The 18,858-nt window shown below is 62.6% G+C and carries 22 protein-coding genes; 11 read left to right on the top strand and 11 right to left on the bottom strand.

Annotated elements, in window-relative coordinates:
• Positions 1-316 precede the first annotated feature (316 nt).
• From AC1DEZ_RS00110 to AC1DEZ_RS00100, 3 genes are all read right to left on the bottom strand, one after another.
• The gene (locus AC1DEZ_RS00110; protein ID WP_476778130.1) at positions 317-2,566 is read right to left on the bottom strand and encodes an amylo-alpha-1,6-glucosidase; all 2,250 of its coding nucleotides are present in this window, start codon (positions 2,564-2,566) and stop codon (positions 317-319) included.
• Positions 2,567-2,629: 63 nt separating this feature from the next.
• Positions 2,630-3,682 (bottom strand): glycosyltransferase family 4 protein, encoded by a 1,053-nt coding sequence (locus tag AC1DEZ_RS00105; protein ID WP_476778129.1) that lies wholly within the window; start codon positions 3,680-3,682, stop codon positions 2,630-2,632.
• Between the two features lie 45 nt (positions 3,683-3,727).
• Positions 3,728-4,933: an MFS transporter gene (locus AC1DEZ_RS00100; protein WP_476778128.1), complete on the bottom strand. Its 1,206-nt coding sequence runs from the start codon at positions 4,931-4,933 to the stop codon at positions 3,728-3,730.
• A 494-nt stretch (positions 4,934-5,427) separates the two neighbouring features.
• Between AC1DEZ_RS00100 and AC1DEZ_RS00095 the strand changes: the two genes are divergently transcribed.
• Both AC1DEZ_RS00095 and AC1DEZ_RS00090 read left to right on the top strand, forming a co-directional pair.
• On the top strand, positions 5,428-6,441 hold the full coding sequence (locus AC1DEZ_RS00095) for a L,D-transpeptidase (RefSeq protein WP_476778127.1): 1,014 nt from the start codon (positions 5,428-5,430) through the stop codon (positions 6,439-6,441).
• 77 nt (positions 6,442-6,518) lie between these two features.
• Positions 6,519-7,448 (top strand): hypothetical protein, encoded by a 930-nt coding sequence (locus AC1DEZ_RS00090; RefSeq protein WP_476778126.1) that lies wholly within the window; start codon positions 6,519-6,521, stop codon positions 7,446-7,448.
• A gap of 428 nt (positions 7,449-7,876) precedes the next feature.
• Here the strand turns inward: AC1DEZ_RS00090 and AC1DEZ_RS00085 are convergent, their stop codons facing one another.
• Positions 7,877-8,353 (bottom strand): response regulator, encoded by a 477-nt coding sequence (locus AC1DEZ_RS00085; protein ID WP_476778125.1) that lies wholly within the window; start codon positions 8,351-8,353, stop codon positions 7,877-7,879.
• A gap of 235 nt (positions 8,354-8,588) precedes the next feature.
• Here AC1DEZ_RS00085 and AC1DEZ_RS00080 point away from each other — a divergent pair, with 235 nt between their 5' ends.
• Both AC1DEZ_RS00080 and AC1DEZ_RS00075 read left to right on the top strand, forming a co-directional pair.
• The gene (locus AC1DEZ_RS00080) at positions 8,589-10,100 is read left to right on the top strand and encodes a PAS domain S-box protein (protein WP_476778124.1); all 1,512 of its coding nucleotides are present in this window, start codon (positions 8,589-8,591) and stop codon (positions 10,098-10,100) included.
• A gap of 453 nt (positions 10,101-10,553) precedes the next feature.
• Positions 10,554-10,784 (top strand): hypothetical protein, encoded by a 231-nt coding sequence (locus AC1DEZ_RS00075; RefSeq protein ID WP_476778123.1) that lies wholly within the window; start codon positions 10,554-10,556, stop codon positions 10,782-10,784.
• A 78-nt stretch (positions 10,785-10,862) separates the two neighbouring features.
• On the opposite strand, the gene AC1DEZ_RS00070 is transcribed toward AC1DEZ_RS00075, so the two are convergent.
• Together AC1DEZ_RS00070 and AC1DEZ_RS00065 are read right to left on the bottom strand one after the other, a co-directional pair.
• Positions 10,863-11,429, bottom strand: a complete 567-nt coding sequence (locus tag AC1DEZ_RS00070) for a CinA family protein (protein ID WP_476765293.1) — start codon at positions 11,427-11,429, stop codon at positions 10,863-10,865.
• The gene (locus tag AC1DEZ_RS00065) at positions 11,407-11,673 is read right to left on the bottom strand and encodes a hypothetical protein (protein ID WP_476778122.1); all 267 of its coding nucleotides are present in this window, start codon (positions 11,671-11,673) and stop codon (positions 11,407-11,409) included. The genes AC1DEZ_RS00070 and AC1DEZ_RS00065 overlap by 23 nt, the downstream gene beginning before the upstream one ends.
• A gap of 105 nt (positions 11,674-11,778) precedes the next feature.
• On the opposite strand from AC1DEZ_RS00065, the gene AC1DEZ_RS00060 reads away from it, so the two are divergent.
• Genes AC1DEZ_RS00060 through AC1DEZ_RS00045 form a run of 4 tightly spaced genes read left to right on the top strand, consistent with a single transcriptional unit; the run spans position 11,779 to position 13,538 of the window.
• Positions 11,779-12,084, top strand: a complete 306-nt coding sequence (locus AC1DEZ_RS00060; RefSeq protein ID WP_476778121.1) for a GNAT family N-acetyltransferase — start codon at positions 11,779-11,781, stop codon at positions 12,082-12,084.
• The gene (locus AC1DEZ_RS00055) at positions 12,081-12,458 is read left to right on the top strand and encodes a VOC family protein (protein WP_476778120.1); all 378 of its coding nucleotides are present in this window, start codon (positions 12,081-12,083) and stop codon (positions 12,456-12,458) included. The genes AC1DEZ_RS00060 and AC1DEZ_RS00055 overlap by 4 nt, the downstream gene beginning before the upstream one ends.
• 11 nt (positions 12,459-12,469) lie before the next feature.
• Positions 12,470-12,658: a DUF3008 family protein gene (locus AC1DEZ_RS00050; protein ID WP_112764281.1), complete on the top strand. Its 189-nt coding sequence runs from the start codon at positions 12,470-12,472 to the stop codon at positions 12,656-12,658.
• Positions 12,659-12,680: 22 nt separating this feature from the next.
• Positions 12,681-13,538 carry an SDR family oxidoreductase gene (locus AC1DEZ_RS00045; RefSeq protein ID WP_476778119.1) on the top strand — a complete coding sequence of 286 codons (858 nt, stop codon included), beginning with the start codon at positions 12,681-12,683 and terminating at the stop codon, positions 13,536-13,538.
• A 6-nt stretch (positions 13,539-13,544) separates the two neighbouring features.
• On the opposite strand, the gene AC1DEZ_RS00040 is transcribed toward AC1DEZ_RS00045, so the two are convergent.
• The 5 genes from AC1DEZ_RS00040 to AC1DEZ_RS00020 form a co-directional block, all read right to left on the bottom strand.
• Complete coding sequence (locus AC1DEZ_RS00040) at positions 13,545-13,790, bottom strand: hypothetical protein (protein ID WP_370955412.1); 246 nt, start codon at positions 13,788-13,790, stop codon at positions 13,545-13,547.
• On the bottom strand, positions 13,771-14,022 hold the full coding sequence (locus tag AC1DEZ_RS00035) for a hypothetical protein (protein ID WP_476778118.1): 252 nt from the start codon (positions 14,020-14,022) through the stop codon (positions 13,771-13,773). Before AC1DEZ_RS00035 ends, AC1DEZ_RS00040 begins: the two co-directional genes overlap by 20 nt.
• A 63-nt stretch (positions 14,023-14,085) precedes the next feature.
• Positions 14,086-14,589, bottom strand: coding sequence for a YciE/YciF ferroxidase family protein (locus AC1DEZ_RS00030; RefSeq protein ID WP_113255015.1), 504 nt, complete (start codon positions 14,587-14,589; stop codon positions 14,086-14,088).
• 90 nt (positions 14,590-14,679) lie between these two features.
• The gene (locus tag AC1DEZ_RS00025) at positions 14,680-15,216 is read right to left on the bottom strand and encodes a hypothetical protein (RefSeq protein WP_476778117.1); all 537 of its coding nucleotides are present in this window, start codon (positions 15,214-15,216) and stop codon (positions 14,680-14,682) included.
• Between the two features lie 12 nt (positions 15,217-15,228).
• Positions 15,229-15,528, bottom strand: a complete 300-nt coding sequence (locus AC1DEZ_RS00020) for a PepSY domain-containing protein (RefSeq protein WP_112764225.1) — start codon at positions 15,526-15,528, stop codon at positions 15,229-15,231.
• Positions 15,529-15,769: 241 nt separating this feature from the next.
• On the opposite strand from AC1DEZ_RS00020, the gene AC1DEZ_RS00015 reads away from it, so the two are divergent.
• The 3 genes from AC1DEZ_RS00015 (at position 15,770) to AC1DEZ_RS00005 (ending at position 18,698) form a co-directional block, all read left to right on the top strand.
• On the top strand, positions 15,770-16,003 hold the full coding sequence (locus AC1DEZ_RS00015) for a hypothetical protein (RefSeq protein WP_476778116.1): 234 nt from the start codon (positions 15,770-15,772) through the stop codon (positions 16,001-16,003).
• 380 nt (positions 16,004-16,383) lie between these two features.
• Positions 16,384-18,456, top strand: a complete 2,073-nt coding sequence (locus AC1DEZ_RS00010) for an ATP-dependent helicase (protein ID WP_476778115.1) — start codon at positions 16,384-16,386, stop codon at positions 18,454-18,456.
• Entirely contained in the window at positions 18,447-18,698 is a 252-nt protein-coding gene (locus AC1DEZ_RS00005) for a hypothetical protein (RefSeq protein ID WP_476778114.1), read from the top strand. Before AC1DEZ_RS00010 ends, AC1DEZ_RS00005 begins: the two co-directional genes overlap by 10 nt.
• Positions 18,699-18,858: the final 160 nt, after the last annotated feature.

Here is an 18,858-nt window from a genome sequence, read left to right as displayed (position 1 = left end):
AGGAATCGGCAACCAAGAATAATGCTCCCGACGGCAGCTCCCGCCAGGCAAAGGTTGGCTCCGCATTTGGACGGAATATGCCCTGGCAACACGATCAACGAGGCTGCCGCCCGACCGGTTCCTCCGCGCGGTATCCTGCCCCGACACACCGGGATCTCTGATTAAATGGAGGCCCATCTATCGCGCTAGGCATCGTTTCAGAGAACCGCAGCGTCGAGCGTTCTCGATGCAGGTCACTGGACGGTGCCGGAAGCGCCACCGAAGATCTCCTACTGATTGAGTGAACCTGCCAAGACGCCTCGAAACCAGGTCGCGTCTATCTCGTCTTGATCATCGTGACCCGTGCGTTGCTTTCGTCCCAGCGCTTCAGCACGTTGAGCGTGACGTCGCTTTGGTGGCGGTGCACGCGTAGGTCGAATTGAGAACCGCCCAGGGTCAGCTCGTGAATGATCACATCGTCGAGGAAAGACGGCAGGACAGGGTCGACCAGCTTGACCTCGTTTGCCGCCGCAGGAAGCTCTAGGCCAAGGCAAGCGGAGAGCATCGCGAAGGGAGCTGCCGCGGCCCAGGCCTGAGGCGAGCAAGCCACGGGATAGGCCGTCGGCCCGCGGCGGGCCTTTCGTAGAAAACCGCAAAACAGCTCTGGCAAACGTTGCTGTTCCTGATGGGTCGCGACGTTGAAGATGGCTTCGAACAGACGCGCTGCCTCGATTTTGAAGCCATAGGCGCCGAAGCCTATGGCGATCAAAGCATTGTCGTGCGGCCAAACCGAGCCATTGTGATAGGACATCGGATTGTAGCGGACTTCCCCGGCATTCAAGGTTCGGATGCCCCAGCCGCTGAAGCTGCCTTCGCTCATGAGGGTTCGAACAACCCGCTCGGCGCGCTCCGGATAGGCGACGCCTCCGAACAGGGCATGTCCCGCATTCGAGGAACGAACTCGGCAGGGACGCTTGTCGCCATCGAGCGCCAGCGCATAGGAGCCGATTTCCTCACACCAAAAGGCCTGGTCGAAGCGCTCCCGCAACACCGATGCCTGCTGCATCAGCTCGCCGGCGCGCACGTCCAAGCCTTGGGCCCGGGCCATAGCGGCAGCCGCCCGTTTGGCGGCATAGACATAGGCCTGGACCTCGACGAGCGCGATCGGGCCGCTGGCCAGCGATCCATCCGCGTGGGAAATCGAATCGTGGCTGTCCTTCCAGCCCTGGTTGGCGAGCCCGTTTTCGGTCTCCCGGAAATATTCAACGAAGCCGTCTCCGTCGCGATCTCCATATGTGTCGCACCACAGGAGCGCAGCCTCGATGTTCTCCCAGAGCTGCTGGATCGTCGCCAGATCACCGGTACGGTCGAAATACTGGCCTGCCAGCATGACGAAGAGCGGCGTGGCGTCGACCGAACCGTAGTAGAATCCAAAGGGCACTTCCCCCAGGTTGGCCATCTCCCCACTTCGTCGTTCGTGCAGGATTTTGCCGGGCTGCGCATCGGCTACGGGATCGCTGGTTACGGCCTGCGCGCGCGCCAGATGCAGCAGGACCCCGCGCGCCACCGCCGGATCGGCCCATAGCAACATCATCGCCGTGATGATCCCGTCCCGTCCGAACATGGTCGAGAACCATGGAATGCCGGCATAGGGGTAGAGCCCGTCAGCCCCGCGGGTCATGAGTGTGTAGAGATCCGAAGTCGATCGGCTCATCAGGTCGGTGAAGAGGGCATTCGACGACCTGACCTTGGATATGTTGGCCGTCAGCGCGCGAAGGCCCCGACGGGCGTCCTTATAGGCCTTGGCAAAATCCAGCGGCGGCACGCCGGGCGCGGTGCCGATGGGCCGGACATCGCCCCTCGAAGCATCGACCAGATCACAGGCGACGGTCAGAAGAAGCGAGGTCCGTTCGCCGGGTTCGAGGCGGAAGCGGAACGAGCCCGAGCCGTTCCTCAACTGGCACGGCTCGGGCTTGAAGCGCAGGACCGTTCTTCTGACCCTGTCGTCGAGGCCGCGATAAGCGAAGCGGGCCGTCCCTGAAGCGATCTGCGTCTCCGTCTCGCCGCGCCGGGCGCGCTTCATTCCGCGGACTTCGAAGAGATCCCGAAAATCCGCATCGAAAGACAACGACAGCGTGAATTCGTGCGGGACCCGGTCGAAGTTGCGCAGTCCCACCCGCTCGTAACAGACCGCGTTCCAGAGGAACTTCGTCCGCTCCATCGCGATCGCGTCGCGCGGGATGATGGTCGACCCGTCTCCCCGGGTAATCTCCGGATTGGCGAGATCCACCGTCAAGGCCGTGTTATCGTCCTGAATTACCGAACCGAGAAGCAAGGGGCGCTTGTCCTCGAAGAACAGCTCCAGCCGCGAGAGATGCCTGGTGTCGTTGCAAAACAGCCCCTCGGAGGTGTCGGGCGTGATGCCGATGTCGCCATGACTGTCGAGAACCGCGAAGGCATCGCCGGATTTCAAGGTCTGAAGCGGACGCTCGACGAGCGAGGGATGCGCATCAAGGGCGTGATCGGACGAAGGCTCAGATCGTCCGGCTATTTCCGGCTGCCTTGAGGCAACGTTCTGCTCATGCATTCGAAGCTCCTCCTCGTCGGAGGCCAGGCGGTTCGTTCCGCCGATTGGCTCACGTCTCTGCGTCTATTCTGCGGCCCTGGCGCGATCCTGTGACGAGGCCAGCAGTCGGTCGAACGCCGCGAGATAATCGCAGGCCATTCGCTCGGCGGTGAAATGCTGCTCGAAATGGGCCCGCACCTTTGAGCGATCCATGGCGGCGCTGCGCCCGCAAGCTGAAACGGCCTCGGCGATCGAGTCGACGATGATCCCGGACACTCCGTCGCTGACGATCTCCGGCACGGAGCCGTTGCGCCAAGCAATCACGGGCGTTCCCGCCGACATCGCCTCGATCATGACGAGGCCGAACGGCTCCGGCCAGTCGATCGGAAACAGGAGTGCCCGAGCACCGCCGAGAAACCCGGCCTTCTGCGCTTCGTCGATTTCTCCGATGAACTCGATCAAGGGATGATCGAGGAGCGGTGCGATTTGATTTCGGAAATATTCCTCGTCGACCGGGTCGACCTTCGCCGCGATCCGCAGGCGCATTCCGGCACGCTTGGCGATCTCGATCGCGCGGTCAGGTCGCTTCTCGGGCGTGATCCGTCCCAGGAAGGCGAGGTAATCCCCTCCCCGGGCATCGAACGGACATAGGCCCGGTCCCAGGCCGTGGTGGACGGTCGCCAGCCAGTTTGCGGTGGCTGGCATCGGCTTTCGCTGCCCCTCGGAGATCGAGATGAGCGGCATCCGCGGGAAGGCCTGATATACCGGCAGAAAATCAGGCAGATCCAGACGCCCGTGCAAGGTCGTCACGCATTTGTGGGTCAGGTTCGAGAACATTGCGTGCTGGAGCAGATCGAGGTGGAAATGGATGACATCGAATGACTCCTGCCGTTCGCGGACCTTCGCGAGCATGGCGAGGTGGCTGGCCGTGTGATCTCGAATGCCTGCCAGCCGCAAGCCCTGCGGTGCGCAGGCGACCAGTTCGGCCGAGGTCTCGGAATCGCCGGAGGCGAACAAGGTGACCCGATGTCCCTGCCGTACGAGTTCCTCGGTAAGCCACGACGCTACCCGTTCCGTGCCGCCATACAGTCGCGGAGGAACCGACTCCGCCAGCGGCGCAACTTGCGCGATCCGCATCCCCTTGCTCTCCGGCCAATGCAACCCACGAACGCGGGCGAGTTTTCAACGCCGGTCCGGGCCGAAAGTTCGGGGTCCGAGCTCTTCGATACGGGTTTCCGTCCGGATCCGCGAGACGGTCTCCGGCATGGCCATCAGAATGAGGAGGAGAGCGATCACGCCCACCCCAGCGAGCACGGCAAAGGCCACGCCGTATCCGCCCCAAACGACCAGGCCGCCAGCGAATGCATAGCTCGACGCTCCTCCAATCCCTTGAATGGTACCGAGCATTCCGCGCGCCATGTTGTAGCGCCCGCTGCCCAGCACCGCGCCGTACAGAATGAGCGGCAGGAGCACATCGAACAGCCCGGCCCCAACTCCGTCGAGGACTTGAAAGGTGATCATCCAGTAGGGGTTGTCGACCGTGGCGAACAGGATGCCGCGTAGCGGCAGGGCCGCGAACGCCAGGAAAAGCAGCGTCTTGCCGCCGATCCGGTTGGCGCGCATCACGAGGAACGCCATCGGGATAGTCGCGAGCTGGGCGACGATGATCGCCGCCGACGTCACGGCGGACTCGAAGCCCTTTGCTTCGAGCGCCAGCTTCTGGCTGGCGAGGGCCAGCATCGGAGCATTGGCGAAATGGAACAGCGCCGTGCCGATCGCCAGCACGGCAAAGGGGCGTTCGGCGAACAACTGCCGCCACGGATACGGCCGACCATCCTCGCGGATGACGTCATCGAGGCCGCGAGCTCGCCGATGATCGATGGCGCCGGCCGGAATTGAAAGAACAGCGATCATCGACAGCACGGCGAACAGCGGAAGCATATAGAAGACGCCGCGTTGCCCGAAATGCGTGCCGACTACCGCGGCCAAGGCGGCAATGAACAGGTTACCGAGCCGGTCGAACGCGGCGTTGCGCCCGAGCTGCGCAGCAGCGTCGCGCGCGCCGTAAAGCCCAAGCGTGATCGCCGCGATCGTGGGCGCGAAGACGGCCCCCAAGAGCGCCATGCTGACGTCCGCGACGAACACGACGGATATCGTCGGATAAGTCGCAATGCCTGCGCCCAGAAGCGCGAGGAGCCAGGCCCCACCGATCATGAGACCGCGCTTGGCGCGCGTGGCGTCGATCAAGGCGCCGATCGGCGCGTGAAAGGCAATGCCGATGAGACCGCTGGCGGTGAGCAAGGCACCAATCTTCGCCTGGTCCCAGCCGACCTCCGTGAGCAGGAAGACATTCACGTAAGGACCCAGCCCGCCGCGCAGATCCGCCAACAGGAAGTTCAGCCAATCGAGGCTTGCCCGATGCGGCATTTGCTCCTCGCTTCACCGATTTTCACCGATCCAGGGCAACCGATCAGCATGGCCCAAGCGAAATAGAGGCGCTCCGCTGAATCCTTTTCCTTGGCCACCGCAGCCAGTTAATCGTTGTCGACCGGTCGCTGTTCCGCGCGCCGGAGCTTTGCGTATGCAGCTTTGGAGGCCGTTTGGAACGAGGTGAGGGATACAATTCCCGAAGCGGACATCGAGAAGGAGCGAACCCGAATTGCCTATCTGGTGACGGCCTCCGTGCCGATGGCGCTCGACGAGGACGAGCTAACTCAGAGCGTCCTGCTCCAATATCGTCAATCGGCTTCGGCCTAAGCACGGCTGGACGGATCGAGGTCTAGCGACAGCCCTCGTTGATCGGCCAGTATTCGCGCGACCTCGGCAACGCCGTCGCGGAACCCCGGGATGAAACATCGCGTTGGCCGTGCGTGGGACCAGCGATGGTGATTTCCGTGCCAAGATCCGTTTTCGCGCTGCTGAAGAAATTCCAAGCAGCCTTGGTGTGCGGGTGCGTCTTGCTGGCTCCGGCGGCCGCCGGAGCTCTCACCCGCGATGAGGTGAATCGAGCAGGCCGTCCCGCTATCACGAAGACCAAGGTGACGCGGCCCAGCGCGTCGATCATCAAGGCCCAGGTCTTGCTGGCGCGTCAGGGGGTGTCTCCCGGGGAGATCGACGGACTAGACGGCGATAACTATCGCAAGGCCATCGACCAGTTCCGTCGCCGCGAAAATCTCGGAACCGGCGAGATCATCGACGCACCGACATGGCAGGCGCTCAAAGGGGACGTCAGCTCGGACATCGTCTCGGACTACGTCGTGACAAAGGACGATATCAAAACCCGGTTCGTCCGGCGCATCCCTCACGATTACGCTCGCCAGGCCCGGATGAAGCGGCTCGGCTACAGGAACGCGAAGGAGATGTTCGCCGAACGCTTTCATATGAGCGAGGGCCTTCTCGGGGTTCTCAACCCGCGAACGCATTATCGGAAGCGGGAGGAAACGCTGCACGTCGTCTCGGTCGGACGAACCTTTCCTCCCGATGAGGCACGGACAGTGGAGGCCGACAAGACGAACGGCATGGTTCGCGCGCTCGATGCGACGGGAAAGGTGATCGCGATGTATCCGGCCACCATCGGCAGCGAGGACACCCCGTCGCCCGAGGGCGAATATCAGGTGGTGAGGGTCGTGAAGAACCCGACCTATCACTACGACCCGGTCAAGAATTTCCAGCAGGGGAAGAACAAGCGCAGACTGGTGCTCCCAAGGGGTCCCAACAACCCGGTCGGCACGGTCTGGATCGAGCTGTCCAAGCCGACCTTCGGCATTCATGGTACGCCGGAGCCTTCGAAGATCAGCAAGGCGTCATCGCATGGCTGTGTGCGGCTTACGAATTGGGATGCCGAGGAGCTAGCCCAGCTTGTCAGGCCCGGCACGACGGTCCGCTTCACGCAGTAGGCAGCACCACCGCGGCTACTCGCTTCAATCGGCGACGGGACAGGCGCCGTCCCTCGCGACTGTGGGATTGTAGGCCGATGGCTAGGCGCGAACGCAACGATATTGAAATTCGCGATGATGAAGAAGGGTCGGGTGCCATCGTTTCCTTCCCGTTCGACGCCACTACCGTCGAACGCTTTCGGGACGCTTTTCCGAGAGCGCGCTGGAACAACGACCTGGCTGCTTGGCGGATCCCGGGCACGACGGCGATGCTTCGCGCGGCGCGATGGCTCGATCGTGAGCTGTCGAGCGCCTTCAGCCTCGCCGACCAGCGCGGCCGCGATTCCTTTTCGTTCGAGCCGATCGTCAGCCCTTATCTGGAGGTCGCCGATGAGCTCGTCGTGCGCACCCCTTATTCACGAACCGTCGTCGACGAATTACGCGCGGTTCCGTGGGCGTGGTGGAACGGAGAAGACAAGGCTTGGCACGTACCATTCCGCTCGATCGATGAACTTCGCAGGAGATGGCCGGCGATCGAGGCCGCCGCCGAACGCAGCGAGCCGGAAGTTCGAAGGCAACGGCGCGAAGCGGCGAAATCCTCGCCCGAATACGAAGACGCCAAAGCAGCGATGACTGAGCGGCGCCGCCGGCGCTATCCTGTCCCGGCGAGCGAGCAGCCGCCGCTCGACAGAGTGGTCATGTCCCATCAAGGACCGCTCGTGGTCCTTGAGGTTACCGGCGAGGTCGTTCCCGCGGAGACCGCCGCCCGGCATTACCCTTGGAGTTCCGGACAACGCGACGATCTGGTCTGGGCATTGTGGCGTCGCCCGACGCACGACGAACTTGTGAAAACCTGGCCTGCCCGACATCCCACCGCGGTGAGCGCCCTCCTCCGAGGATGGTGGCAACCTACGCTCGAGCAATTGCGCACGGCCCGGCGAGCGGCGAGCTCGTTGGAGCGCGCTCGAGAAACGCGCCGAGCGAGCAGTGCTTCACGCTTGAACCGGACCTTTGTGCCGTCTCGATGAGGAGGTTGATGCGGTTCTGGAGGAAGCCAGGAGAGATTCCCGGTAGGCGATCCGGATGGTGCTGCGCAATCTCGTCGTCATAGCGGACGACGATGCTGCTTCGTCGCGTGGGTTCCTGCGCGGTCACTTTTCAGAGGGTCAGCGCCGATCGCTGCGGCTGGATGAGCCCCTTCCCTGGGCTCGAAACCACGGTGATTCGCATGCGAGCGCCGCTGCATGAATCGCGAATCATGTACCTCCACGCCCAACCTTGGCCCGGAAAGCGCTTCACCGCCGAACCAGGGGGGACCTTTCCCCGCGACTGGCCCGGGACGCTTCCAGTGCGAGTGGAATATACTTCACGCTAGGTTGAGGAAAGAGGCCTGCCGCAGCTCGAAACATGTGGTGGCCTACGGTTCGATGGTCCGTTCGATGGCCGACGATCGCTGCTATGACGCCAATCTTCTCATGGCCGAAGCGAGGGCGTGGCGATTATAGGGCTTGGAAAAGAACAGGCCGCGGTCCAGCATGTCCTCGGCGGCCACGGTGCGATGACCAGAGACTATGATGATCTCGATCGGAGGCCAACGGTCGCGAACATATTGGGCGAGCTTCACACCATCCATAGAGCCCGGCATCTCGATATCGGTGAGCACGATGCGGATGTCGGATCGCGATGCCAGAATCTCTATTGCCCGGTCGGCATTGAATGCCTCCACGGCCTCGAACCCCGCCTCCTCCACCATGTCGATCGCATCCATCAGCAGAAGCGGCTCGTCTTCGACGATCAGGATAGTCGGTCTCACGTGGGGGCTCTCATGGACCATCCCGGCCTCGACGATTGGACCACAGTCGTTGCGACGGCAAACGCTGGAACCGAGCCCCAATTCGTTGAAACGAGACTGGATCGCATCAGTTCCCGCCATAGGGAGAATTGACGAGTGGACGTCATTATCCCGATCGGAAGAAATGGGTGATCCACCCAGTGGGGCTTCCTCCAGATTGTAAGCGCTGCATTGACAGGACGACTTGGCAAATGATGTGTTGCTGCTCGATTTGACATGGCATCTTCAGGTGCGCTCGGATTGATTGCGCGGGGGAAGACGCTTGAACAGGGGGCAAGTGCGAGGCGCGGATGCGCGTTCCACCGAGATCGAGCGCATGCGGATGTTCAGTCGCATTGCCCGCGCTGTCGCCGTGGAATTCGACCTCGCGGAACTGGTCGGCCTCGTCACGGATGCAGCGACCAAGTGGTCCGGAGGAAAGTTCGGCGCCTTCTTCTACAATCAAGTCGACGAAAAGGGCGAAATCTACAGCCTCTACGCGCTGTCGGGGGTGTCGAGATCGGCCTTCGCCGACTTCGAGATGCCGCGTAAAACAGCGGTGTTCGCGCCAACGTTTGATGGCACCGGCGTCGTTCGCTCGGACGATATTCGCAAGGATACCCGATACGGATTGAGCGCTCCGCATTTCGGCATGCCTCCCGGCCACTTGCCCGTCGTGAGCTACCTCGCGGTTCCGGTCATCTCGCGAACGGGCAGCGTTCATGGCGGCATTTTCATTGCTCACGATGAGCCTGGGCAATTCGACGAAGAGGCGGAGGAAATCGTCAAGGCAATCGCCGCTCACGCTGCCATTGCCATCGACAACGCCGCGCTTCTTGGTGAGGCGCGTCGGGAATCCGAGGCCCGGCGGGTCGCCCATGAGGCCAGCGCGAAGCTCGCGGCGATCGTGGCCCATTCAGACGATGCGATCGTGAGCAAGTCGCTGGACGGCACGATCACGAGCTGGAACGCCAGCGCCGAGCGCCTGTTCGGCTACACCGCAGAGGAAGCGATAGGGCGCCCGATCACCATGCTGATCCCCGATGATCGTCTGCATGAAGAAGACATGATCATCGGCGGAGTCCGCGAAGGACGTCGGACCGACCATTTCGAAACCCAGCGGCGGCGCAAAGACGGATCGCTCATTCATGTGTCGCTGACCGTTTCACCGATCCGCGGCGAGGATGGCGTGATCGTCGGCGCGTCTAAAATCGCGCGCGATATCGGCGAGCGTATCCAGGCGCAGGAGCAGCAAGCCCTCCTGATGCGCGAGATGAACCACCGGATCAAGAATCTCTTCGCCCTGACCGGTGGGCTGATTTCGCTGAGCGCGCGATCGGCCACCTCCGTCGAAGAGCTGACCAAGAAACTTCGCGAACGGCTTACGGCGTTGGCTCGCGCTCATGACCTCACGATCTCGGGCGACGCCGAAGGCAATCGCGCCTCCACCGATCTCCTTGGCCTTGTGCGTGCGATCTTGTCACCCTACGAGGCGGAGCATCGAGAGGCGCTGGAGATTGCCGGGCCCGAGGTTTCGGTCGGCGGGTCCGCTTTGACCGCCCTCGCCCTGGTGCTGCACGAGCTTGCGACAAACGCGGCGAAGTATGGTGCTCTCTCCTCTCCGCAAGGTCGGCTCAACGTCAAGCTCGTGCACGAAGGCGAGACGGTGAAACTCCACTGGAGGGAGCGCGGCGGCCCAACGATTGCGGGAACTCCCGCGCAGGCGGGCTTCGGCAGCAAGCTGGAAAAGGCGACGCTGAGTGGGCTCGGCGCGACAATCGTGCGGAAATGGGATCCCGAAGGTCTGTCGCTTTCGCTCGATCTCCGGATGGATCGACTGAACAGCTAGGCCGACGATGTCGGTGTGAAGGCGCCTAAGCCTTCGCTCTCCTTGGCGATCGAGAGGCGGTTCAACCAAAAACTGTACCCAATTGTCGGATTTGGGTGCAGTTTTGGAGAGATGCACCGATCACATCCGGTATTTTGACCGCTCACAGCGGGTCTCCAGATCCTCGCGCCGAAGGATCCCACACATGAGGAACTGGTCAGGGCTGACACGCGCGACGGCCGACCCTGCCGGGCGCCCTCCTCTGCGGATAGTGGCCGCACACCCTTGAGGAATTGCGTGTCACCCGGCGCGAGGCGAGATCCGTGGGACGCGCTCAGGAAACACGATGCTGCGGCGCTTCCGAAGATCGGTCGGGCAAAGTCTGTCTCAAATTTTTAGCTTTGGCATCTTGGCAGAGCGCCGCGGCGCGCTAATTTCTCAGAAATCCTATCACCCAGCTACGGGGAAGGAACCATGCCATTCTCATCGTTGAATGATCCGGTCGATCTCGCTCGAGCGCAGGCTGCTTTGGATGCCGCGTGGGATGAAATCAGATCGACCATTCCCGATGCGCGAGATGAGAAGGAGCGGACCAGATTAGCCTATATCGTGGCCTTTCTGGTCGCCATTGCAGAAGACGAAGATGATCTGAAGAGGCGCGCAGTCGAGCGCTATCGACAGTCGGCCGAGAATACCGCCGCTTGATCATCGGAACCCCAGACATTGGCGACCTTCCAGATGGCATAAGTTTTGACAGGTATCTGCTCGGGTTACGTAGCCGGTTTAACAGGCAAGGGCCTTATTCAGAGCAGTATGGGCCGCTTCATCGCCGAGTTGCGACAGGCCAAAGGCGATAGCCGCTTGGATTGCCAGGTGAGCAAGCGCATCTGGAGCGAGCGGACCGAACTCACAGTGCAATGTGCGTGTTTCACCGGCCCGAGCGAAACCGACGAAAACCCGCCCGATCGGGTTTCCGTCCTCATCGGGTTCTGCGCCGGTCACGCCGGTGATGGCAATCGCGCAGTCCGCTCCACTACGTTCGAGGGCGCCGAGAGTCATTGCCTTCGCCACCTCCGCATGCACGGCGGTGCATTCCGCGAGAAGCGGCCTAGGTACGCCCACCAGCTTCTCCTTGGCTGCCTTCGTATAGGTGACAAAACCCCCTGCAAGAGCCAGGGCTGCGCCGAACGGACGGGACAGCGCATGCGCCATCGCGCCGGCCGTGCAGGATTCGACGGTCACAAGCCGGATCCGCAGGCTGCATGCCGTCGCGATCAAGCGCTCCGCCAGGACATGGAGCCCGGGAAGCGCCGAACCGTCGAATACCTTATGACTGGCGTTCTCTGACATAGCGGTGATCCGTGTGGCGGCCTGCGTAGTCGCGGTCGATCTCCTCGATGAGGCGGTCGCCGTCGTCGCGATCGACCTTGCGCAGGATGGTATCGAGCCCCTCGAAGCTGGCGGCCTGACCATGGCTCGCTTGGTCGTTGGCAGAGGCGAACCAGCCGAAGACCCAGTGGCCGACCAGGCTGATCAGGAAGAAGCCGCCGGTCACCCAGGCAAATCTGAATCGGGTCCAGATCGAGTGTTTCATTCACCGTTCCCAGTCCCGCAGGGCTTCGAGAAGCATCGCTGCGAGAGGGAACTCCGATCGGCTGCCGGGGTTCAACCCGGACACCGCCTCTTTCAGGAGCGCCCCATGCCGACGAAACCGCCAAGCATCCGAGACGACCCTGAACACAACAGGTTCGTGATGGCGGTTCCGGGCGGGGAGGCCTTCGCAACGTATCGGCGACTTGATGACTACCTTATTGTTTCGCACACCGAGGTGCCGTCGAGTTTGCGCGGTCGAGGTCTCGGCTCGCAGCTTGCGGAAGCCCTGTTCGAGCGCGCACGCGGCCGCGGAGAGCGTATCGTCCCCGCCTGCTCATTCATCGCGGACTGGGCGAGGCGGCATCCTGAATACCAAGACGTTCTCGCCCAGCGGACGGAGTGGGCGCAATGATCGACCATATTTCCGTCGGCACCAATGATCTCGCGAATGCGCGCACGTTCTACGACGCGGTCCTTGCGGAACTCGGGATCCGGCTTCTCAGCAGCAGCAATCGATCGGCCGACTATGGCGTGAGCAGCATTCTCTTCAGCATCGAGACGCCCGTTGACGGCAATAGGGCTTCCAGCGGCAACGGGACCCACATCGCTTTTGCTGCGGGTAGCCGAGAGATCGTGAACGCCTTTTACCATTCCGCGCTCGCCAACGGTGGCACCGACGCTGGCGCCCCGGGTGTACGCCCGAATTACGACGCTCACTACTATGGCGCCTTCGTCTTCGACCCCGACGGCAACAAGATCGAGGCCGTCACCCGTTCATCCAAGTGAAGGAGGACGACATGCCTGCAAAATCAGCCGCTCAACAGAAGGCCGCGGGCGCCGCGCTCGCCGCAAAGCGCGGAGACATCAAGGAAAGCAAGCTCAAGGGCGCCTCGAAGTCGATGGAAAAGTCGATGAGCGAGAGCGAACTCGAGAAGATGGCTTCGACCAAGCGCAAGGGAAAACCCGAGCACAAGAGCAAGCACTGATTCGCGTTTCGAGGAAAAAACGATGACATCACACTTCGAACCGCCCTTCCCTGAGCAGCAGCAACCGATGCCGGGGCGCACCGATGCCATGACGCCCCGACCGGACCATGGCGAGGACAGCTATGTCGGCTCGGGTCGTCTCGAGGGCAAGCGCGCCATCATCACCGGTGGCGACAGCGGCATCGGGCGGGCTGTTGCCATCGCTTTCGCGCGGGAGGGCGCGGACGTCCTGATCTCCTATCTGAACGAGGATGAGGATGCCGGGGAAACCCGCGGTTGGGTCGAGAAGGCCGGACGGAAAGCCATGCTTGTATCCGGCGACATCCAGGAAGCGGCCCATTGCCGCCAGATCGTCGACCGGGCCGTGGCCGAATTCGGCGGCGTCGACATCCTCGTCAACAACGCTGCCCATCAGGCCAGTTTCAAGAATATCGGCGACATTTCGGACGAAGAATGGCAACTGACCTTCGCGGTGAACATCCACGCGATGTTCTTCCTGACCAAGGCTGCCGTCCCGCACATGAAGCCTGGTTCCTGCATCATCAACACAGCCTCGGTGAACGCCGACAAGCCCAATCCGACCCTAGTCGCCTATGCCACGACCAAGGGAGCCATCCAGAACTTCACCGGCGGGCTGGCGCAGTTGCTGGCGGAGAAAGGGATCCGGGCCAATGCCGTAGCGCCCGGGCCGATCTGGACACCGCTGATCCCCTCGACGATGACGGGCGAGAGCGTCACGCAGTTCGGCAAGCAGGTCCCAATGAAGCGGCCGGGACAACCGGCGGAGCTCGCGACGGCCTATGTGATGCTCGCCGATCCACTCTCGAGCTACGTCTCGGGCGCCACCATCGCGGTAACTGGCGGTCATCCGATCCTGTGAAGCGGGTCAATCTTTGTTGAGCTTCCCGAGATTGCCGGGCAGGCCCGAGAAAGGAAGATCGTCCGGCTTGAGCAAGCTGTCGGACGGTTCAGGACCATGGCTCTTTTCGCCCCTGTGCGCCTCATTCCAGTGCCGGATCTTGTCTGTAAGCCGTAGAAACTCGGCTGCCTGCGGAGAACCTGCGGGCGCGTCGCTCAGCGCGGCGGCGCGCTGTACGGCAGCCTCATATTCCTCATGATTTTTGAAAGTCATGGCTGGAGTCCAATTCGGATTGGTTGCTTGCAGCAATCTCGTCGAGGAGTTCGGAGGCGGCTCGCGACAAAGCCTCCGGCGGCGCCATATCTTCCTGAAGATGCCATTCCACGAAGTCCCGGCTCTTCCCGGCACTCTCCGCCAGAAGCGCCACCCAATCGCGGTGCGGGTAAGCTGCATTCATCCGCAGCGCGAGATCCCGGCCGGAAGTAAACGGTTCGGACGAAAGCATCAGGGACTCCTGTACACTCCGAAGAGAAAAAGACCCCGCCGGATGTCCGGCGGGGCCGCGCGCTCAAGCAGCCTTGCGATTGATACCGTCCAGCGCGAGCTTGGTGAGTTTCTCGTCGGTCGCGGCTTCCTCGTCGAGGTTCTGCTTTAAGAGCGACGCGCAGTCATTGCGACCGAGCTGCTTCGCCCAAGCGACCAACGTGCCGTAACGCGTGATCTCGTAGTGCTCCACCGCCTGGGCCGCGGCAATCAGCGCTGCGTCGAGCACCTGCTTGTCTTCGACTTCGCCGGCGACGTCATTGGCCTCTTCGAGGATGCCGTCGATCGCAGGGCAGGTGACGCCCTTTTCCTCAACGCCATGCAGGCGGAAGACCTCCTTCAGGCGCGTGATCTGGCCCTCGGTCTCGCGCAGATGCGTTTCGAAGCCTCGCTTGAGATCCGGGCTGGTGGCCTTTTCGACCATGTCCGGAAGCGCCTTCTTGATCTGGTTCTCGGCGTAATAAATGTCCTGAAGCGTATGGACGAAGAGGTCGTCCATCGTGGCGATGTCTTTAGAAAACCAACCCATGCCGCTCTCCATTTTGGCAGGAAAATCCCCCCAGCGCTTGGTCGTTCCTGAGGGCTGGTCCGCCCTCTTCCGAAAGCCGGACGGCTTTGTTCAGATCACCGTGGAGCGATAGGGTTCCGCCGTCTCGTCGAACCGGTTCCACCCTGCTGCACGGTATTCCGCGAGACGGGCATCCCGGTCGATGGGAGATGCTCCATCGAGGATGGCCTCGACCGCCGGAACCTGCTCATCGGCAACGCGAACCGAAACAACGGTACCGCCGCGCCGAACCGTTTCGACGTAGTAGTTGGCATCCTCTTCACTGTGGCCGGCGCTGGTCAGCGCTCCGACGATCCCGCCGGCGACGCCGCCGGCCGCGGCGCCCGCTGCCGTCGACGCGAGCCAACCTGCGGCCACCACCGGGCCGATCCCGGGAATGGCGAGCAGTCCGACACCTGCGAGCAGACCGGCTGCTCCGCCGAGTGCCGCGCCGATTCCGGCGCCTTCACCGGCATTGCTGTCATCGGCCTTGGCGTGCCGACCGACCACACTGATGTCAGCGGCGCTGACGCCCTCGGCTTCGAGGGCTTCGACCACCGACCGGGCGGTCTCGTAGTTTTCATAGGAACGCGTCAGTGTCTGAGTCATGGGAGTCTCCGATTACTGGCGGGTGATGTTGCCGCGATAGTCGACGGTGACGTTCACTTTGGCGCCGCCATGCGTGGCGCTGCCCTTCCAGACGCCATTGGCGTCCTTCGTCAGCGGACCAACCTGCGAATAGCCGTTGGCCTCGAGACGGCTCTTCGCCTGTCCTTCGGTGAAGCTATTCGCGCCTGGAAGCGGAGCATTCTTGTCCGCTTCGCCCTTGGGCGATGGTACGGGTGAAGTCGTCGCGGTCTGAGCGAGCGCACCAAAGGAGGTCGTTGCCGCGATGAGAAACGCGAGCAAAAGCTTCTTCATGTTTAAGCTCCTCGAAACTCGTGGAATGGTCCACTGAATGCATTTCGAACGAGCTGGGCGCCGTTTCTGTTCCGCCAGATTTTTGGGATCCGTAGCGACCAAACCGCGGGGCGTTTTCTTCATATGCCGGGGCAGCGCCAGGTGGCGGCCCCGAAGTCACCGGGCCTCTGGCGTTGGTCTTTCCGGCTTGACTCCTAAATCCATATGTTCTCTTTATGTTCTCGCATCCCGAGTGAGAACCATGACAGCAGCCGTGCCTCAGCGCCCGCCTGAACCAGACCCTTTTGCCGTTTCCGATGAGGAGATCGATGCGGTCCTGGAGGAAGCCAGCGGAGATTCCCGGGAGGCGATCCGGATGGTCCTCCGGGACCTGGCCGTCATGGCAGCCGACGCCGATGCAGCTTCGTCGCGCGGTTTCTTGCGCGGTCGCTTTTCGGAGGGGCGGCGCCGTCCTCCCGCCGTCGACGAAACATGAGACGGAAGGGTGAGCTGTCGCCCTCGGAGGTTGACCGTCGCTGGCCTCACCAGATCGCAGTCGAAATCCCGCCTGGCCATGGGCTCGGCATTGTCCCATCGACAGGACCCCTATCATCGCTCGCGCCACGGGGCCATGAGGTCGCTTATGACGGCAAGCGATATCGCGTGTTTTGCTTCTCCGATCCCGATCAGGCCGCGCGCTTCAGGGAGATTATGGGCGGGCTCGATTTCGATCCCCGAGATCGCGGCCGCGGAGCCTATTGGGGAACCTGGTATCGGGGGCGTGCAGCCGCCCGCGATGCCAAGCGCAGCCGATCCTGACGCGCGCTTATCATTCGACATGGTAGGTTCGGGCGAATCATCATCCAGCAGATCCTCATGAACGCCGTCGCCCCGATCAGCTATCTCGACACGCTCAATTCGGCGCAGCGGCGCGCCGTCGTTCATGGCGTGGGCGCAATAGTGTCGTCTCCGCTCCTGGTCATTGCGGGCGCCGGATCGGGCAAGACCAACACGTTGGCGCATCGGGTCGCGCACCTGCTGGTCAGCGGCGCCGACCCGCGGCGCATTCTGCTGATGACCTTCTCGCGCCGCGCGGCATCGGAGATGGCGAAGCGCGTCGAGCGCATCGCGCGGAAGGTTCTCGGCGACGGTGCCGGGGTGCTGAGCGATGCCCTCACCTGGGCAGGCACCTTCCACGGCATTGGAGCCCGGCTCCTGCGGGATTGCGCCGATCAGCTCGGCCTCGACCCGGCCTTTACCATCCATGACCGCGAGGATTCCGCCGATCAGATGAACCTCGTCCGGCATGAGCTCGGCTTCTCGAAGACCGAAGCGCGCTTCCCGACCAAGGGGACCTGCCTGGCGATCTATTCGCGCTGCGTAAACGCGGAAGCGTCCATCGAGGAAGTCCTCGGCCGGTCCTACCCCTGGTGCGTCGCCTGGGCGGCGGAGCTCAAAGGCCTCTTCGCCGCCTACGTCGAAGCCAAGCAGAGCCAGAACGTCCTCGATTACGACGACCTCCTGCTCTACTGGGCGCAGGCGATGACCGACCCGGACATCGCTGCGGATATCGGCGCGCGCTTCGATCATGTGATGGTCGACGAGTACCAGGACACCAACCGCCTCCAGTCCTCGATCCTGCTCGCGCTCAAGCCGGATGGTCGCGGTCTCACCGTGGTCGGCGACGATGCCCAGTCGATCTATTCGTTCCGCGCCGCGACGGTCCGCAACATCCTCGACTTCCCCGCCGCGTTCTCGCCCCCTGCGGAGGTCGTCACCCTCGACCAGAACTACCGCTCGACCGAAGCCATCCTCTCGGCCGCCAACGCAGTGATCGATCTGGCCACTGAACGTTTCACCAAGAACCTTTGGACGGACCGCGCCACCGGGTCCCCTCCGCAGCTCGTGCATGTTCGCGACGAGGCCGACCAGGCACGCTTCATCGCCGAGAAGGTGCTGGAGAACCGTGAGAGCGGTTCGGCGCTGAAGCAGCAGGCGGTCCTGTTTCGGGCGTCGCATCACAGCGGCCCCCTCGAGATCGAACTGACCCGTCGCAACATTCCGTTCGTGAAGTTCGGCGGGCTGAAGTTCCTCGATAGCGCGCATATCAAGGACCTTCTGGCGATACTCCGGTTCGTGGAGAACCCACGGGACAAGGTCGCCGGCTTCCGCGTGTTGCAACTTCTACCTGGCGTCGGACCGACATCGGCGCAGCGTGTCCTCGATCACATCGCACAGGCGGCCTCCCCGATCGAAGCGCTGGAGAACGCCCCTGCCCCACAGCGCGCCGGCGAAGATTGGCCCGGGTTCCTCGCCGCGGTCACCGAGATCCGCTCCGGCGGCGCTGGCTGGCCCAGTGAAATCGAGCGCGCCCGTCGCTGGTACGAGCCGCATCTCGAACGGATCTATGAGGACGCTTCCACACGGCAGGCCGATCTGGTGCAGCTCGAGCAGATCGCCAGCGGCTACCCTTCCCGGGAGCGATTCCTGACCGAACTCACGCTCGATCCCCCCGATGCGACAAGCGACCAGGCCGGGGTACCGCACCTCGATGAGGACTACTTGATCCTGTCGACAATCCATTCGGCCAAGGGCCAGGAATGGAAATCGGTCTTCGTCATGAACACGGTCGATGGCTGCCTTCCCATCGACCTAGGGACGGGAACGAGGGACGAGATCGAGGAGGAACGCCGTCTGCTCTATGTCGCGATGACGCGGGCGAAGGACGACCTTCACCTGATCGTGCCGCAGCGCTTCTTCACGTCCGGCCAATCCGGAACCGGCGACCGTCATGTCTACGCCAACCGAACGCGCTTCATCCCGAACGGCTTGCTCGGTCATTTCGAGCGGATCGCCTGGCCGATCGTCTCAGGGACAGACCCCGGCCGGACGCCGAACGCTGGCCCCAAGGTCGACGTGCGAGCCAAGATGCGGGGCATGTGGCGATGATCGCTCAGGCCGATCGCTGGCCTCATCAGATCGAAATCGAAGTTCCCCGGGCTGGGTTCGACATGATGCTCCGCGCAATCGAGACATGGTTGCAGGAATGGGAAATCCCGTACCGCATCGGATCGTCGCTCGGCGCTATAGGGCAGGTGCGCGTTTGCTTCGCGGAGGAGAAATTCGTCCGGGCATTCCGGCACTACCACGGCGGCCGGATTGACCTGAGACCCTTTTCTCCTCCGGTCTGAGGGAGAGTCCTTGGCCTGCCCCCTGAAAAGTGGTCCTCCGTGAAGTAGGCTTTTGAGCCTTTGGAGGAAGCCGCTATGGCGCAGAAGAAGCACAAGCCCGAAGAGATCGTCGCGAAGCTGCGACAGGTTGACGTGTTGTTGTCGCAGGGGCGTCCCGTTG

The sequence above is a fragment of the Allobosea sp. 10L422 genome, assembly GCF_056395345.1.
Note: the sequence above shows the minus strand (reverse complement) of the source record. Positions and strands in the feature narration are given on the sequence as shown.

Coding starts and splice junctions, on each gene's coding strand:
- AC1DEZ_RS00050 (WP_112764281.1), top strand. CDS start 12,470: ATGCCTGCAAAATCAGCCGCTCAACAGAAGGCCGCGGGCGCCGCGCTC.
- AC1DEZ_RS00080 (WP_476778124.1), top strand. CDS start 8,589: ATGCGGATGTTCAGTCGCATTGCCCGCGCTGTCGCCGTGGAATTCGAC.
- AC1DEZ_RS00040 (WP_370955412.1), bottom strand. CDS start 13,790: ATGACTTTCAAAAATCATGAGGAATATGAGGCTGCCGTACAGCGCGCC.
- AC1DEZ_RS00035 (WP_476778118.1), bottom strand. CDS start 14,022: ATGCTTTCGTCCGAACCGTTTACTTCCGGCCGGGATCTCGCGCTGCGG.
- AC1DEZ_RS00085 (WP_476778125.1), bottom strand. CDS start 8,353: ATGGCGGGAACTGATGCGATCCAGTCTCGTTTCAACGAATTGGGGCTC.
- AC1DEZ_RS00020 (WP_112764225.1), bottom strand. CDS start 15,528: ATGAAGAAGCTTTTGCTCGCGTTTCTCATCGCGGCAACGACCTCCTTT.
- AC1DEZ_RS00045 (WP_476778119.1), top strand. CDS start 12,681: ATGACATCACACTTCGAACCGCCCTTCCCTGAGCAGCAGCAACCGATG.
- AC1DEZ_RS00015 (WP_476778116.1), top strand. CDS start 15,770: ATGACAGCAGCCGTGCCTCAGCGCCCGCCTGAACCAGACCCTTTTGCC.
- AC1DEZ_RS00055 (WP_476778120.1), top strand. CDS start 12,081: ATGATCGACCATATTTCCGTCGGCACCAATGATCTCGCGAATGCGCGC.
- AC1DEZ_RS00105 (WP_476778129.1), bottom strand. CDS start 3,682: ATGCGGATCGCGCAAGTTGCGCCGCTGGCGGAGTCGGTTCCTCCGCGA.
- AC1DEZ_RS00010 (WP_476778115.1), top strand. CDS start 16,384: ATGAACGCCGTCGCCCCGATCAGCTATCTCGACACGCTCAATTCGGCG.
- AC1DEZ_RS00110 (WP_476778130.1), bottom strand. CDS start 2,566: ATGCATGAGCAGAACGTTGCCTCAAGGCAGCCGGAAATAGCCGGACGA.
- AC1DEZ_RS00095 (WP_476778127.1), top strand. CDS start 5,428: ATGGTGATTTCCGTGCCAAGATCCGTTTTCGCGCTGCTGAAGAAATTC.
- AC1DEZ_RS00090 (WP_476778126.1), top strand. CDS start 6,519: ATGGCTAGGCGCGAACGCAACGATATTGAAATTCGCGATGATGAAGAA.
- AC1DEZ_RS00030 (WP_113255015.1), bottom strand. CDS start 14,589: ATGGGTTGGTTTTCTAAAGACATCGCCACGATGGACGACCTCTTCGTC.
- AC1DEZ_RS00065 (WP_476778122.1), bottom strand. CDS start 11,673: ATGAAACACTCGATCTGGACCCGATTCAGATTTGCCTGGGTGACCGGC.
- AC1DEZ_RS00060 (WP_476778121.1), top strand. CDS start 11,779: ATGCCGACGAAACCGCCAAGCATCCGAGACGACCCTGAACACAACAGG.
- AC1DEZ_RS00025 (WP_476778117.1), bottom strand. CDS start 15,216: ATGACTCAGACACTGACGCGTTCCTATGAAAACTACGAGACCGCCCGG.
- AC1DEZ_RS00070 (WP_476765293.1), bottom strand. CDS start 11,429: ATGTCAGAGAACGCCAGTCATAAGGTATTCGACGGTTCGGCGCTTCCC.
- AC1DEZ_RS00075 (WP_476778123.1), top strand. CDS start 10,554: ATGCCATTCTCATCGTTGAATGATCCGGTCGATCTCGCTCGAGCGCAG.